Below are 14,760 nucleotides of genomic sequence, written 5' to 3' on the forward strand. Positions count from 1 at the left end.
CCTCGGACGCTCCCTTGCCCGATCCCAGCCCTTCCGGCGACAATCCCTTCAAGAGCGAGCTTGCCCGCCGCATCGTGATCAGGGCGCTGATCTCTGCGCTTTCGGGAACGCCCGAGCGTCTGCCGGCCCTTCCTGCCTCCCCGTTCTCGAACATTCCTGGAGCGCGCCATGACGCTTGAACTCAGCCTCAACCAGCAACCCGCCCATGCCCGGCAAGGCTCTAGCATCGGCCAGCCGCTGACCCGCCGCGACGGCTTTCTGAAAGTCACCGGAGCCGCGCGCTATGCCGCCGACAACCATCCGCCCGGCATGCTCTACGCCGTGCTGGCGGTCAGCAGCATCGCACGCGGCCGCGTCGCCGCGCTGGATGTCGAGGCGGCCAAGGCATACAGAGGCGTGGTCGAGGTGATGACGCCCAAGAACCGGCCAGCGCTCGCTGCCGATCCGGACGCCAAGGACCATCCCTTCATGTTCCGGCTCGACCTCTTGCAGAACGACCAGGTCCGCTACCCCAATCAGAGCATCGCCGTGGTGATCGCCGAGACGCTGGAGGCGGCGACCGAGGGGGCGGCGCTGCTGTCGCCGCGCTATGAAGTGATGCCGGCGCGCGTTGGCCTCGACGGCGCCGAAAATTTCGTGCCGCGTGCTGTCGGCGTCGGCGGTCCGGCCGTGCAGCACAAGGGCGATGTCGAGGTCGGCCTTAAATCCGCAAAGACGCGGATCGAAGCCACCTACGAGACGCCGGCCCAGTACCACAACGCCATGGAGCCGCATGCGATCGTCGTCGCCTGGGAAGGCGACACACTGTCGATCGACACACCGAGCCAGGGCCTTGCCATGGCGCAGGGCCGCATCGCCGGCCTGTTCGGCATCGCGCCGGAGAACATCCACATCCGCAGCCCGTTCCTGGGTGGCGGCTTCGGTTCGAAAGGCATGATCTCCGGGCCGCAGGTGCTCGGCATCCTGGCGGCGCGTCTCGTCGGCCGTCCGGTCAAGCTGGTGCTGCGACGTGAGCAGATGTACGGGCCGGTCGGCCACCGTGCGCCGACGCGCCAGACGCTGCGCATGGGCATGGATGGCGAAGGGCGGCTGACGGCACTCGACCATCACGCCAAGACCGCGTCGAGCACGTTCGACGATTTCTTCGAACCGGCGGCGGATGCCTCGCACACGCTCTATGCCAGCCCGGCCATCGCCACCTCGCACGATGCGGTGCGGCTCGATACCGGTACGCCGCTGTTCATGCGGGCGCCCGGCGAAGCCACCGGCTCGATCGCGCTGGAGAGCGCTATCGATGAGGCAGCCTACGCCTGCGGCATGGACCCGCTGGAATTCCGGCTGCGGAACTATGCCGAGGTCGAGCCGATGACCGGCAAGCCGTTTTCCTCCAAGGCGCTGCGCGAATGCTACAGGCAAGCGGCCGAGACGTTCGGCTGGGCGAGCCGCCCGCTTCAGCCTCGGCTGATGCGCGACGCCGACGGTTTCCTGACCGGCTGGGGCATGGGCACGGCGACCTTCCCGGCGATCATGTTCCAGGCCGAAGCGCGGGCGGTGCTGAGAGCCGATGGCAGCGGCGTGATGGAGACCGGCGCTCAGGACATGGGGCAAGGCGCCTGGACCGCCTTCGCCCAGATCGCCGCCGACGGACTGGGACTGGATATCGACCAGGTCGATTTCAGGGCCGGCAGCTCCGATCTGCCCAATGCAGGCATTGCCGGCGGCTCCGGCCACACGGCGACGGCCGGCATGGCGATCCACAATGCGGGCGCCGCCGTCATCGCCAGGCTCGCCGATCTCGCCACCGGCGACGAGGGCTCGCCGCTCTACGGCGCCGGCAATGAAGGCGTGCTGGCGCGCGGCGGCCGCCTCTATCGGCGCGACGATGAAAGCCGCGGTGAAAGCTACGCCGAAATCCTCACGCGCGCGGGCCTCACCGAGATCGAGGGCCACGGCAAGGGCGCTCCCGACCCGGCGTCTCAGGAGGCCTATGCCAAGCACGCGCATGGCGCCGTGTTTGCCGAGGTGAAGGTCGATCCGGATTTTGGCCAGATCCGTGTCACAAGGCTGGTCGGTGCGTTCGCCGCCGGACGGGTCATCAATCCCAGGCTGGTGCGCAGCCAGTATTATGGCGGCATGATCTGGGGCGTCTCGTTCGCGCTGCATGAGGAAGCCATCACCGACCGGCGCTCTGGCCGGATCCAGAATGCCAACCTCGCCGAATATCATGTCCCGGTGAATGCCGACGTTCCATCGGTCGAGGCGTTGCTGGTCCACGAGGACGACCCTCACGTCAACGCGCTCGGCATCAAGGGCGTCGGCGAAATCGGCATCACCGGCACGGCCGGCGCCGTCGCCAATGCGGTCTGGCATGCGACCGGCGTGCGGCCGCGGCGCTTTCCGGTCCGCATCGAGGACCTGCTGGGGTGAGGAGTGGTCCACCTAGCGGATGGGAAGCCAATTGCTTGGCTTCCCGAACGACGAATGGTGAAGGCCCGGTCCGCCTTCGGGCGCACCAAAAAGTCCAGTGGACCTTTTTAAGGGGCTGAACGCCCGAAGGCGGGGAGCGGCAGCGAAGGGCCGCACAGCCGGCGCCAGGTCCCCGCCGGCTGCCAAAGATGAAATCAACGACTTCGCGTCAAGCAACTGGAGCCCGACGCCCATGACCAAAACAACGATCCCAGTTCATCTCGACATCAACGGCCGTGATCACGATCTGCAACTCGAGCCGCGCGTCACGCTGCTCGATGCCTTGCGCGATCGCCTCGGCCTGACCGGAACCAAGAAGGGCTGCGACCACGGCCAGTGCGGCGCCTGCACCGTGCATATCGACGGCGAGCGCGTGCTGGCCTGCCTGACGCTGGCCGCACAAGTCGAGGGCCGCACCGTCACCACCATAGAGGGGCTTGCACGGGAGGGCGAAATGCATCCCGTGCAGGCTGCCTTCCTCGAACAGGACGCCTTCCAGTGCGGCTATTGTACGCCGGGCCAGATCATGTCGGCGGTCGCCTGCATCCGCGAAGGCCATGCCGGCTCCGACGAAGAAATCCGCGAGTATATGGCCGGCAACCTCTGCCGCTGCGGCGCCTATCCGCACATCGTCGCCGCTGTCCGCCAGGCAGCATTGGAGGCCGCATCATGAGGGATTTTTCGTATGTGCGCGCCAATTCGCTCGATGCGGCACGCCAGGCGGCCGCCCTGCCCGGCGCCATGCTCTTGGCCGGCGGCACCACGCTGATCGACCTCGCCAAATGCGGCGTCGCCGAGCCCGAGACGCTGGTCGACATCACCCATCTCAAGGGGTTGGGCAGGATCGAGGTGAACGAGCGCGGCGTCACCATCGGCGCACTGGCCAGGATGAGCCATGTCGCCGACCATGCCGACATCAAGAGTAGCTTCCCCGCCATTTCCGAAGCCCTGTGGCAGGCGGCTTCCGCGCAGATCCGCAACATGGCGACCATCGGCGGCAATCTGATGCAGCGCACGCGCTGCCCTTATTTCCGCGATCCCGCGAATTTCCCAGCCTGCAACAAGCGTGAGCCCGGCTCTGGCTGTTCGGCGATCGGCGGCGTTACCCGTGGCCATGCGGTGCTTGGCATCAGCGACGCGTGCATCGCCATGTATCCGGGCGACCTCGCCGTGGCGCTGGTCGCCTTCGATGCGATCGTGCATCTGGGCGAGCGCCACATCCCGGTCGACGACTTTTTCCTGCTGCCCGGCACCACGCCGGATCGGGAACACGCGATCGAACCGGGCGAGATGATCACCGCGATCGAGATCCCCGGCTCGGCCCCTGCCCGGCGTTCGACTTATCTCAAGATCCGCGACCGGCAATCCTATGAGTTTGCCGCCGCGAGCGCGGCGGTCGGCATTGAGTTCGAACCTGACGGCCGAACGATCCGCGATTTGCGCGTCGCGCTTGGCGGCGTCGCGACCAAGCCGTGGCGTGCGCGGGCCGTGGAAAACGCGCTGAAGGGCAAGGTGCTGGAGCCGGACACTGTGCGCGCCGCCAGCCTGCTCGCCGTCGAAGGCTCTGTCGACCATGGCGCCAACCACTACAAGGTCGAACTGGCGCCGCGCGTCGTCGCCCGCGCCATCCGCAAATTGGGAGAGACGGCATGACCGTTCACAACATCAGGCATGGGGATGCGTCCGACGGCGCTTTTGCCGAAGCCGTCGGCGGCCGGCTGTCGCGCATCGACGGCCCGGCCAAGATCACCGGTGCGGCGAAATACGCCGTCGAGCAGCAGCTCGAAGGCCTCGCCTACGCCGTCCTGGTCGAGAGCACGATTGCATCGGGCAAGGTGCGCGCGATCGACACCACTGCCGCCGAGGTGGCGCCCGGCGTGCTGCAGGTGCTGACGCCGGACACCATCATCAGCCTGAGGACCGCGGCGGACTGGTTCGGCACGCCGCCGCCCGACAAGCCGTATTGCCCGCTCGCGCGCGACATCACCTTTTCGGGTCAGCATGTCGCCGCCGTGGTCGCCGAGACCTTCGAGCGGGCGGTCGCGGCGGCGGCACTGGTCAAGGTCAGCTATGAGGAAACGCCTGCCATCGTCGACCTCAGCGACGCCAAAGCCGGCGATGGCATCGCGATCGATGCCATGACCAAGGAATGGGGCGACGCGCAAGGTGCGTTCGCCTCGGCGCCGGTCCGCATCTGCGCCGCCTACAACACGCCGCGCGAGTACCAGGCGCCGATGGAGCCGCATGGCCTGATCGCCCGCTGGGAGGGCGACCACCTCACCGTGTGGGAGCCGAGCCAATGGCTGGACGGCATGGCGCGCACCTATGCCGAATGGTTCGGTGTGCCGTTCGAGAACGTGCGGCTGGTGTCGCCCTATATTGGCGGCGGCTTCGGCTCCAAGGCGCTGGCGCTCAGCCATGGCGCGGTGGCCGCCTGTGCGGCCAAAATGCTCGGCCGGCCGGTGCGGCTGGTGATGACCCGGCCGCAGACTTTTACCGGCTATGGCGGCCGCGCGGCGACGCGCCAGACGGTGACGATCGGCGCCGACGTGCAGGGAAAGATCCAGTCGATCGTGCATCGCGGCGTCAATGAAACATCCATCGACGGCATGTGGGTCGAGCCGCTCGGATCGGTCACCTCGATCATGTACACAACGCCGAATTTCTCCTCGAAGCAGAATGTCGTACGGGTCAATTCGGTGGTGCCGGGCGCCATGCGCGCGCCGGGCGAAAACCCCTCAGCCTTCGGCATCGAAAGCGCCATCGACGAGCTTGCCTACGAGGTCGGCATCGATCCGCTGGAGATCCGGCTCCGAAACTATGCCGAGCAGGATCCACATGCCAAAAAAGCCTGGTCGACCAGGCAGTTGCGCGAGGCTTTTGCTGCAGGCGCCGAACGCTTCGGCTGGTCCAGGCGCACACCCGAACCGCGCTCGATGCGCGACGGCAACCAGTTGATCGGCTGGGGCGTCGCCGCCGGCACCTATCCGGTGCGACGCGCCTATGGCGAGGCGCTCGTGCGCATCCTGGCCGATGGTTCGGTCGAGGTCGAAAGCTCCTCGATCGACATGGGCCAGGGCACCTACACCATCCTGGCGCAGACCGCCGCCGAAACGCTCGGCGTGCGAGCTGACGACGTGGTGGTGAAGCTCGGTGACTCCCGCTTTCCGCGCGCCGGCGTCACCGGCGGTTCGCGGCTGGCCGGCGTGATGACGGGTGCGGTCTACAAGGCGGCAACCTCGGCCCTCGACCAGTTGGTGGGCCTCGCCATCAGCGATCCACGCTCGCCCTTCCACGCGCTGCAGGCCAACACGCTGGTCGTCGCCAATGGCCGTATCGCTTCGCCGCGCGGCGACGGCCCCGATGTCTCCGTCGCCGAACTGCTCAAGTGCGTCGGCCGCGACCACATCGAAGCCACCGGCGACACCATGCCGGCCAATTCGACGCCAGATGAACGCTACAAGAACTACACCACCATCGCCATGTCGGTGCCGCACACCGAGGGCGACTATTCCCGCCACTCCTGGTGCGCGCATTTCATCGAAGTGCGCGTCGACGAGGATTTCGGCACGGTGCGTGTATCGCGTGTGGTGTCGGCGCTGGATTCGGGCCGGCTCTACAACCCGAAACTTGCCGAAAGCCAATGGAAGGGCGGCATCATCATGGGCATCGGCCAGGCGCTATTGGAAGAAGGCATCGTCGACCGCCGCCACGGCCGCATCGTCAATGACAACCTCGCCGACTACCTCGTGCCGACCAATGCCGACATCCCCGACATCGAGGTGATCTCGGTCGGCATCCCCGACCTGCATTCCTCGGTGCTCGGCGGCAAGGGCGTTGGCGAACTGGCCATTGTCGGCGTGGCGCCGGCGATTGCCAACGCGGTATTCCATGCGACGGGAAAGAGGATCAGGGATCTGCCGATCACGCTGGAGAAGCTGATTTAAGGGCGGTGGCCGATCTACCCCTTGAGGGTCCCCTTGTGGGGAGGCCAGGCCGCAGCTTCGGGCGGTGGTGCTCCCTCCACACTTTCACCTTCAGCACTCGCGCAACCATCAAGGGGTAAGACCATGAGCGACATCCATTTTGGCACCGGCAAAATGCCCCCTGAAAACATTACCCCCCTCAGCATCGCCGACTGGCTGTGCCTTGCCGCGGCCATAGCCGAAACCGAGGCCCGCCACGCGATCCGAAAACCGCTGACCCGGACGACGAGCCGTGACTTCCTTATGCAGGTTTTCTGCTCCGTTGCTGCTCAAAGCCCAAATCGGCAAGACCGCGCTCCACCAAGCCCTCAAAGCCGAAAAATTAGCCACATCCACCGTCAAACCGAAATGGGTTCTTCTGGTGACGCCATGGCTAACCAGTTAACCCGACGCTACCCATCGAGGGTGCTATCATATTGATCTCGGTCAACGGACGGCGGGTATGCGACGCGCGGCCACAGGAGCGGCCGCGCATGACAGGATTATCCGCTTAAGCCGCGGTTTCGGCGCCGGCCTCGCTTTGCGCGGCATAGTGCGCAAATGTCGCCTTGAAGCGGCCGTTGACGTATTCGCCCGACGTGATCGGAGGGTACTTCGCAGGATGATCCTCATCAATGCAACTGGGAAGCACCTCGATCACGGCATCATAGTTTGGACCGAAGAAGAACGGGATCGAATAGCGTTCTTTGCCGGAACGATTCACCGCGCGGTGGACGGTCGAGGCGAAAAGGTCATTGGTCCAACGCGCCATCTGATCTCCCACATTGACGACGAAGCAGCCGGGGACGGGATCGGCCGCAATCCACTCGCCAGTTGCATTCAGTACCTGCAAGGCTGAAATACCATCCTTCTGGGCCAGGATCGTGAAGCACTCATAGTCCGAATGCGCCCCAATTCCGATCTGGCGGTCATCGATCTCGCCAAACTGCGGTGGATAGTGGAGCACCCGCAAAGTTGCGAGCGGCTTGCCGACCAGCAGGTCGAAATATGTCTCCTCCAACCCAAGAGCCAGAGCAAAGGCATGGAGCAGGTGGCCACTCAGCGTCAGCATCTCGGCATGGTAGGCTTCCAGTGCCGTTCGGAATTCCGGCCTGCCCGCTGGCCACTGGTTGGGACCGTAGAGTACTTTGCCGGCCTTCACGTCCGGATCGTCGGCTGGCACATCCAGCGCAATATCATACGATTCGTGCAGGTCTCCGCGCGCGGTCGGATCCGTATTCTCTTCCAATATTGCCGCATAACCGCGATTATTCTTTGAATTGGAAACGTGATTCTCCATCTTCACGTCGTCGGATTCGGCGAAATACACCTCCGCCACCCCAAACGCGGCATCGATGACCTCCTTCGGAACGTGATGGTTCTTGATATAGAGGAAGCCGACTTCCGTGCAGGCCTTGCGCAGTTCCTGGGCGAGCTTTCGCTTGGCCGCCTCGTTGCCTGCGAACATGGGCTCGAGATCGATGATCGGGATCTTGTCGAAGCTGACACGCTGCGGGTCGAGCCCTCCCCCTTTCATTGCACGCGCGCCATTACCGGTTTCAAGGACCTTCATTTTTCTGTTCCCTTTTCTTGCTGGCTTGCATCGAAGATTGTTTCGACGTAGTAGCGCGGCCCCGTGAAAACGAAGCCGGGCGAGAAGTAGCGGCCGCAGACATCCATGAACGCGGTCATCTTACGCGATGGGGCGTGCGGGCGCGATATGCGGATGCTGACCCGCTTTTCCGCGGACTCCCATGTGTCGAGCAACGGAATGAGGTGGCCGCGTTCACACTCGATCGTGGTGAAGAAGTGCGGTAGATAGGCAATGCCCTCGCCCGCAACGGCGAAGTACTTGATAGTCCAGTATTCGTTGGCGATCAGGTTGCTGCGCGGCAAGATACTTTCCTGCGCGGTACCTTTCTGTAGCCGCCAGTGCTGCAGGCCCGCCGAGGTGCGATAGACAATGCCCTGGTGTTCCGCCAAATCGGCGGGTTTTCGTGGCATCCCGGCACGCTCGACATAACTCTTGCTGGCAAAGAGTGCGAATTTTGCGGTGGAGAGCGTTTCGCCGACTTCGATACCTTCGTCCCATGAAATCACGGCGTCGAGCATATCGAGGCTCTCTGGCGCGTAGAGAACGTGCGGCGAAAAGAAGGTGAGTTCGATTTCCACCTTGGGGTAGAGCTTTCTGAACGCCATGAGCATCTGCGTGTAGTAGGCCGTGCCGAACTCCCCCGTGGCGCCGATCCGCAAGGTTCCGGTCACGTCGTCGCTCAGTTCCGTCACGGCGGCCCGCGCCGTATCGCAGCTTTGCAGGATCTGCCGCGCGTGCCCGAGCAGGGTTTGCCCTGCTTCCGTGAGCAACAGGACACGGCCGGAGCGCTCGAACAGAGCGACCTTCAGATCGTCTTCAAGCTGCTTGAGCCGGAGACTGAGCGTGGATTTGGGCAGGCCGTACAACTTCGCCGCGGCCGACAATGACCGCAGTTCCGCGATTTTTACAAATGATGCCAGAGCATCGGTGTTCATTTGATCGTTCACATTTCTGCACAAAGTGCCCAAAAAATGAGCATGATTATTTTTGTTGCATGAACGAACGTAATCGGCTGTTATGCACTGCACAAGAGCCAATTCGCTTTTGCCAAATCAAAAAAGACGCTCCGGCGGCAATCGTCACCGTGCAGGGAAGCTGCATGGGCGCGGCGTGCTTCCGGCTGAGAAAATCAAAGAAAAACAAGGGGAACCACGAAATGAAAGAGCGCAACACGAAGCCGTCCGACTCAGTTCGCCTGTTCGCGGCGGCGGCCACGGTTTTCGTATTCTGTGCTACGTCCGGCGCTTATGCCTTTACTCTGGAAGGGGCGCCCAAGGTCGCGTTCATCTACGCAAGTTCAGCGCAAGACGGCGGATGGAACGAAGCCCTCGAGGCCGGCCGCAAGGCCTTGGAGGAACAGCTACAGGTGCCCGTCTCGGTGACGGAGAACATACCGGAAGAGGCCACTAAGCTGCGCGCGGCGATCGATCTCTACGTCAAGCGCGGCTTCAACATCATAATCGGCACCACCTATGGCTACAGCGCCCCAATGGCCGAAGCGGCCAAAGCCTATCCGAATGTGGCGTTTCTCAGTGCTTCGGGCACGGAGAATGGGGCCAACATGGAAAGCTTCTATGCCCGCACTTACCAGGGTTGGTACCTTGCAGGCATCGCGGCAGGACAGGCGACGAAGACGAAGAAGATCGGCATCCTCGCCGGCTTTCCGGTCGGCGTGGTGAACTGGGATATCAACAGTTTTGCACTCGGGGCCCGTTCGGTCGATCCTACGATCGAAACGGTCGCGGTCTTCGCCAACTCCTGGTGGGACCCGGTGAAGGAAGGGCAGATCGCCCAGGCCATTCTCGACCAGAAGGCCGACGTGCTCGCCACGAATCTGAGCGCGACCTCGGCGCTCGACGCCGCCGAAAAGGCAGGCGTTCCTTCGATAGGCTTTCAGCTCGACATGTCGCATGCCGCGCCGCGGACGATCCAGACCTCCGTCATCTTCCGCTGGGAGAAATATCTTGTGCCGACGATCAAGGAGATCATCGACGGCAACTGGAAACCCGAGGAATACGGCGCTTTCGAAGGCCTTGAAACCGGCGTGGTCGATCTTGCTCCTTTTGGCCCCTCGGTTTCCGAGGAGACCAAGGCAAAGGTTGAAGCAGCAAAGCAGGAGATCATCGCCGGCAAGCTTGATCCATTCCAGGGCCCTCTGAAAAAGCAAGACGGCACCATCGTTGTCGATGTCGGCGGGAAGGTCGACGATGCGGCGCTCTGGTCGATGGACTATTTCGTCGACGGTGTCATCGGCACCATGCCGGCGAAGTAATGACGACGGCGCTTCAGCAAGCGGGCGACATGCGACGACCGCTGGGCACGCCGGCGGCTCTGTTGATGCGCGGCATAGGCAAGTCGTTTGACGGCAAAGCCGCGCTCCGCGATGCGTCCTTCTGTCTCGAATGGGGGGAGGTGCATGCCATTGTCGGTGAGAACGGTGCAGGCAAGTCCACTTTGATGAACGTGGCGGCCGGCGTCTATGTAGCAGACGGGGGCGACCAATCGATCGACGGCGAAGCGATCAGTTTGCGCAGCCCGCTGGAAGCCGCCGCCGCCGGTCTCGGCATGGTCCATCAGCATTTCCGGCTGGTCGAGAGTTTTACGGTTGCCGAAAATGTTCTCCTCGGCTTCGGCCGCAAGGCTGCTGTGAAAACGCTGACCGATGCGGCGGCGATCGTTTCCGCCAAGTCGAGCGAGATCGGCCTGCCCGTCGATCCGCACAAGCTGGTAGCGAATCTTTCGATCGCCGAACGCCAGCGCGCCGAGATCATCAAGGTCATGCTTCTGGGCGCCCGAATTCTGGTCATGGACGAACCGACGGCGGTGCTGACCGACGAGGAAGCGCGCACGCTCCTCTCTTTTGCCCAACGATTGTCGAGGCAAGGTCACGCCGTGGTTCTGATCACGCACAAGTTCCGGGAGGTTGCCGCTTTCTGCGACCGGGTAACGGTCATGCGGCACGGCGAGACCGTACTTGAGGGTGCGCGGGTTGCGAACGTCACCGAAGCGGAGGTGGCGCGGTTGATGGTCGGCGATGCCTTGACGGTTGCGGGCAGGCCGTTATCTCGGCCGGGTGATGTGTGTCTGAGCGTGGAAAGGCTTTCCGCACGGGCGACCGCTCACGGGCAAAGCCTGAACGATCTCGGGTTCGAGCTGCATGTAGGCGAAATCCTTGGCATCGCCGGCGTCGGCGGGAACGGGCAGGAGGAACTCGTTGCCTGCCTTCTCGGACTCGACCGTGCCGGCGCCGGCGCGATCGTACTGGATGGCCAGGACATATCCACCGCCAAGCCAGACCAGCGCCGCGAGGCCGGCTTGCGCGTCATCCCCTCCGACCGCTTTGACAGCGGGTTGATCCGGGAGCTTTCCATTGCCGACAATCTCGCGCTCACGACCGTCGCCAGCGGTAGCTTCGGCGGCCCGTTTCTCCTGAGCCGGCGGGCGATGCGCGAGAAGGCCGCCGAGGCCATCGATGCGTTCGATATCCGCGGCGCGACGCCGGAACGGCCGGCCTCTTTGCTCTCGGGAGGAAACGCGCAGAAAGTGTTGCTCGCGCGGGAGCTCGATCACGGCCTGAAGGTTCTCATAGCGCATTCCCCTTCTCGCGGGCTGGACATGAAAGCGGCCGAGTTCGTCCGATCGGCGATCCGCAGAGCTGTGGAAGCCGGCGCGGCTTGCCTTCTGATCAGCGAGGATCTCCAGGAGGTCATGTCCCTGTCCCATCGGGTGGCCGTCATGAACAGAGGAAGGATCGCCGGCTGCCGTCAGACCGGCGACGTCACGCCTGAATGGATAGGAGGCCTTTTAGCAGGCCATGCTTGACACAGCTTTCCTTGTTCGCAGGCAAAATCCCGGCTTCTTGTTGACCAGTCTCAGTTATGTTGGCGGACTGTTGGTCGGGCTGACGGTTTCGGCGGTGCTGCTCGTGCATGCGGGCGTGCCGGCAAGCGCTCTTGTGGATGAGTTCCTGATTGCAACTTTTCTGACCTCGGACGGCCTCTCCCAGACGGCGACGGCCGCTTTACCGTTGGTGCTAGTCGGCCTCGCCTCCGGCGTTGCCATGCGTGTGCGGTTTTGGAACATCGGCGTGGAGGGCCAGCTATGGCTCGGCGCGATCGCGTCAACCTGGGTGGCGCTGAACGGCAGCGGGCCTGAAGTGCTGAGGTTGCCGACGATGTTCGTTCTGGCGGCGCTTGCGGGAGCCGCCTGGATTGCGATTCCGCTTTTTCTGAAACTCAAGTGGGGCGTTAACGAGGTTATTTCGACCCTGCTGCTGGGAAGCGTCGCGTTTCTGCTCGTGCAGCATCTTCTGTTCGGGGTCTGGAGAGACCCTTCCAACAGCTTTCCCGTGACCGCCACCTTTCCCGAGGCGAGCTGGTTTCTCGTTCTGGGATGGGGGCAGTTGCATGCCGGAATCTTCCTGGTCGCCGTTATCGCATTGTCCATCTGGTTCGTCATGGAACACAGCCGGGTCGGCTTCTACGCGGATGCTGTAGGTTTCAACGCCAAGGCCGCGCTCGCCACGGGCCTGCCGGTGCTCAGCATAGCCGTGGGGCTCGTGCTGCTCTCCGGCGCTCTCTCAGGCGTTGCCGGCATGATGATCGTGGCGGGGACGGAGCACCGCCTCAACCAGTCCGTCGGCAACGGCTATCTCTTCAGCGCGATCGTGATCGCCTACCTGGCCCGCGCGAAGCCATTGTGGGTGGTCGTGATCTCTTTCGCGCTCGGCGCGGTGTTCACCGCCGGGAATGTCCTGAAGGTTTTCTATTCGATCTCCGAAGCGATGATCGTGCTGATGCAAGGCGCGGTACTGATGTCGATTTTGATGGCGCAGTTCTTCAGCTCCTATTCGCTCAAACGGCCCAAGAACTAGGAAGGGACAGTTGCATGGATTTTCTGATCGGCTGGATTGCCATCATTCCGAGCTATGCGGCACCGTTGCTGCTGGCGAGCCTCGGCCTCATTATCTGCGAAAGAGCCGGCGTTCTCAATCTTGGAGCGGAAGGGCTCATGGCGATCAGTGCCATGACCGGCGCGATGACGGTGCTTTCCGGAGCCGATCCTTGGGTTGGTCTTGCCGCCGGCTCAGCGGCCGCGATGGCTCTCGCTCTGCTGTTTGGAATATCGACAGTCGCCTTGCGCGCCAATCATACGCTCGCCGGCCTAGCCGTCGTCGCAATCGGACTGGGCATCACCGGGGTCGTGGGGCGACCCTACGTGCAGAAGACCTTTTCTGGCATTTCCACACTTGGCGACCTCTTCGGGATAGACCGCGGTTCGGCATTCGGCCGCATTTTCGCGGTGCAGGACCCGGTTACGCTGGCGCTGCCGATCCTGGTCGGCGCGCTCTGGTGGTGGCTTTCCAAAAGCCGACATGGCCTCAGGTTGAGGTCCGTCGGGGAAAACCCGGCCGCCGCGGATGTCGCGGGTATCGACGTGCAACTGGTTCAGTTCGGGGCTGTCCTGGCGTCCGGGCTGTTTTGTGGTCTCGCCGGAGCCTATCTCTCAGTCGCCACAAGTCATGTCTGGGTGGAGGGAATGGTCGCGTCGCGCGGCTGGATTGCCGTTGCGCTCGTCATCTTTTCGCGCTGGAACGCGGCTCGAGCTCTCTGGGGTGCGCTTCTTTTCGGAAGCGCGGATGCGCTTGTGCCTAGACTACAAGCCATAGGCGCCGACGTTCCTGTCTATCTCATGATGACTTTGCCGTACTTGCTGACGCTTGTCGTGCTGGTGGCAGGCTCATTGGGCGGCCGGCGCTCCGGCGAGCCGGCCTTCCTCGGCAGGGTCTATCTACGACAAGACAAACAATAAGGAACTTGCCCGGTTCATGAGCCCCGCGGCCCGCATCCTTCTGGACTTCGCGGATTTCATGGACAAGCATCAAGGATCGCCGATGTCTGTGCCGTCCCCCCCTCGCCCGGCGCTGACCCTGCGGCTCCGCTCGACGCCTATTCGCGTGCCACTAACCGTGAGATCAAGAACAAAGCGCCACGGAGACGACAGAGGGGTCGCCGCGCGTAAAGCGCCAACGTCATCCGCAACAGCAGGCCGAGCCCAGCCGGACCGCCCCCTCTGGCCTGCCGGACCCGGCCCTTCGCTTCCGTTCCAGGCGTTCGTCGTTCGGAAAGCCAAGCGATTGGCTTTCCGTCCGCTGCGCGGACCACTCCTCACCCCCCCTCAAGGGGGAGATCAGCAGCTTCAGCGGATCAGAACTTGTAGCTGAGCCCGACCCGGATATCCTGTGTCTGGAGGTCGACATGGGTTTCCGTGGGCAGGCCGGCGGCCACCGAGAGGTCCTGGCTGCCGAAGTCCGAGTAGCGATACTCAGCTCGAGCGATCCACCTGTCGGTGAAGGCGTGCTCGATGCCGGCGCCAACCGTCCAGCCGACATGGCTGTCGCTGTGGAGCGTTACTTCGGCGGCAGGGCCACCGGCGCTGACCGCAATAAGCTCATACTTGGCCGCAGCGACGCCTGCAGTGATGTAGGGCAAGGTCCGATCGAAAGCATAGCCGGCCCGCAGCCGCGCCGACCCGGACCATTTGAGTTCGCTCTTGAGCAACGTGGTGACGCCGCCGCCGCCGGCGTCGAGGGCCGTCAGCCCATCTATGTTGCCATACGCAATGTCGGCCTCGGCGCCGATCACGAAGCTGTTCTCCATCTGGTAATTCGCGCCGATATGGACGCCGCCGATAAATCCGTTCGGATCGACGCCAACGTTGAGATCGGTGGCCCCG

At 63.5% G+C, this 14,760-nt stretch carries 12 protein-coding genes and 1 pseudogene; 10 read left to right on the top strand and 3 right to left on the bottom strand.

Annotation, left to right across the window (positions count from 1 at the left end; genetic code table 11):
* The 6 genes and pseudogenes from EOA22_RS38705 to EOA22_RS08325 all read left to right on the top strand — a co-directional run.
* A pseudogene (locus EOA22_RS38705) lies at positions 1-179 on the top strand (xanthine dehydrogenase family protein subunit M); the annotation flags it as partial.
* Positions 169-2,427, top strand: a complete 2,259-nt coding sequence (locus tag EOA22_RS08305) for a xanthine dehydrogenase family protein molybdopterin-binding subunit (protein ID WP_063168586.1) — start codon at positions 169-171, stop codon at positions 2,425-2,427. The pseudogene EOA22_RS38705 and the gene EOA22_RS08305, both read left to right, overlap by 11 nt.
* 232 nt (positions 2,428-2,659) lie before the next feature.
* Positions 2,660-3,139 carry a (2Fe-2S)-binding protein gene (locus tag EOA22_RS08310; protein WP_013530702.1) on the top strand — a complete coding sequence of 160 codons (480 nt, stop codon included), beginning with the start codon at positions 2,660-2,662 and terminating at the stop codon, positions 3,137-3,139.
* Complete coding sequence (locus EOA22_RS08315) at positions 3,136-4,119, top strand: xanthine dehydrogenase family protein subunit M (RefSeq protein WP_063168587.1); 984 nt, start codon at positions 3,136-3,138, stop codon at positions 4,117-4,119. Before EOA22_RS08310 ends, EOA22_RS08315 begins: the two co-directional genes overlap by 4 nt.
* Positions 4,116-6,413: a xanthine dehydrogenase family protein molybdopterin-binding subunit gene (locus tag EOA22_RS08320; RefSeq protein ID WP_127389918.1), complete on the top strand. Its 2,298-nt coding sequence runs from the start codon at positions 4,116-4,118 to the stop codon at positions 6,411-6,413. The genes EOA22_RS08315 and EOA22_RS08320 overlap by 4 nt, the downstream gene beginning before the upstream one ends.
* A gap of 123 nt (positions 6,414-6,536) precedes the next feature.
* Positions 6,537-6,872, top strand: a complete 336-nt coding sequence (locus EOA22_RS08325; RefSeq protein ID WP_127224178.1) for a hypothetical protein — start codon at positions 6,537-6,539, stop codon at positions 6,870-6,872.
* Between the two features lie 70 nt (positions 6,873-6,942).
* Here the strand turns inward: EOA22_RS08325 and EOA22_RS08330 are convergent, their stop codons facing one another.
* The gene (locus EOA22_RS08330) at positions 6,943-8,004 is read right to left on the bottom strand and encodes a 2-oxoglutarate and iron-dependent oxygenase domain-containing protein (RefSeq protein ID WP_063168589.1); all 1,062 of its coding nucleotides are present in this window, start codon (positions 8,002-8,004) and stop codon (positions 6,943-6,945) included.
* The gene (locus EOA22_RS08335; protein WP_013530698.1) at positions 8,001-8,960 is read right to left on the bottom strand and encodes a LysR family transcriptional regulator; all 960 of its coding nucleotides are present in this window, start codon (positions 8,958-8,960) and stop codon (positions 8,001-8,003) included. Before EOA22_RS08335 ends, EOA22_RS08330 begins: the two co-directional genes overlap by 4 nt.
* Here EOA22_RS08335 and EOA22_RS08340 point away from each other — a divergent pair.
* From EOA22_RS08340 to EOA22_RS08355, 4 genes are read left to right on the top strand one after another with little or no spacing between them, the layout of a single operon-like run.
* Entirely contained in the window at positions 8,936-10,297 is a 1,362-nt protein-coding gene (locus tag EOA22_RS08340; protein WP_164745855.1) for a BMP family ABC transporter substrate-binding protein, read from the top strand. The genes EOA22_RS08335 and EOA22_RS08340 overlap by 25 nt on opposite strands.
* Entirely contained in the window at positions 10,297-11,847 is a 1,551-nt protein-coding gene (locus EOA22_RS08345) for an ABC transporter ATP-binding protein (RefSeq protein WP_082826499.1), read from the top strand. The genes EOA22_RS08340 and EOA22_RS08345 overlap by 1 nt, the downstream gene beginning before the upstream one ends.
* Positions 11,840-12,898, top strand: a complete 1,059-nt coding sequence (locus tag EOA22_RS08350; RefSeq protein WP_013530695.1) for an ABC transporter permease — start codon at positions 11,840-11,842, stop codon at positions 12,896-12,898. Before EOA22_RS08345 ends, EOA22_RS08350 begins: the two co-directional genes overlap by 8 nt.
* Positions 12,899-12,912: 14 nt before the next feature.
* Positions 12,913-13,836 carry an ABC transporter permease gene (locus EOA22_RS08355; protein ID WP_063168591.1) on the top strand — a complete coding sequence of 308 codons (924 nt, stop codon included), beginning with the start codon at positions 12,913-12,915 and terminating at the stop codon, positions 13,834-13,836.
* A gap of 395 nt (positions 13,837-14,231) precedes the next feature.
* Here the strand turns inward: EOA22_RS08355 and EOA22_RS08360 are convergent.
* The coding region (locus EOA22_RS08360) for an outer membrane protein (protein ID WP_164755319.1) at positions 14,232-14,760 on the bottom strand (529 nt) is incomplete at its 5' end.

Origin of the sequence: Mesorhizobium sp. M7A.F.Ca.US.014.04.1.1 (genome assembly GCF_003998745.1) — a bacterium.
In the GTDB taxonomy this organism is placed as follows: domain Bacteria; phylum Pseudomonadota; class Alphaproteobacteria; order Rhizobiales; family Rhizobiaceae; genus Mesorhizobium; species Mesorhizobium ciceri.

Coding starts and splice junctions, on each gene's coding strand:
- EOA22_RS08315 (WP_063168587.1), top strand. CDS start 3,136: ATGAGGGATTTTTCGTATGTGCGCGCCAATTCGCTCGATGCGGCACGC.
- EOA22_RS08345 (WP_082826499.1), top strand. CDS start 10,297: ATGACGACGGCGCTTCAGCAAGCGGGCGACATGCGACGACCGCTGGGC.
- EOA22_RS08310 (WP_013530702.1), top strand. CDS start 2,660: ATGACCAAAACAACGATCCCAGTTCATCTCGACATCAACGGCCGTGAT.
- EOA22_RS08325 (WP_127224178.1), top strand. CDS start 6,537: ATGAGCGACATCCATTTTGGCACCGGCAAAATGCCCCCTGAAAACATT.
- EOA22_RS08355 (WP_063168591.1), top strand. CDS start 12,913: ATGGATTTTCTGATCGGCTGGATTGCCATCATTCCGAGCTATGCGGCA.
- EOA22_RS08305 (WP_063168586.1), top strand. CDS start 169: ATGACGCTTGAACTCAGCCTCAACCAGCAACCCGCCCATGCCCGGCAA.
- EOA22_RS08340 (WP_164745855.1), top strand. CDS start 8,936: ATGATGCCAGAGCATCGGTGTTCATTTGATCGTTCACATTTCTGCACA.
- EOA22_RS08335 (WP_013530698.1), bottom strand. CDS start 8,960: ATGAACACCGATGCTCTGGCATCATTTGTAAAAATCGCGGAACTGCGG.
- EOA22_RS08350 (WP_013530695.1), top strand. CDS start 11,840: ATGCTTGACACAGCTTTCCTTGTTCGCAGGCAAAATCCCGGCTTCTTG.
- EOA22_RS08320 (WP_127389918.1), top strand. CDS start 4,116: ATGACCGTTCACAACATCAGGCATGGGGATGCGTCCGACGGCGCTTTT.
- EOA22_RS08330 (WP_063168589.1), bottom strand. CDS start 8,004: ATGAAGGTCCTTGAAACCGGTAATGGCGCGCGTGCAATGAAAGGGGGA.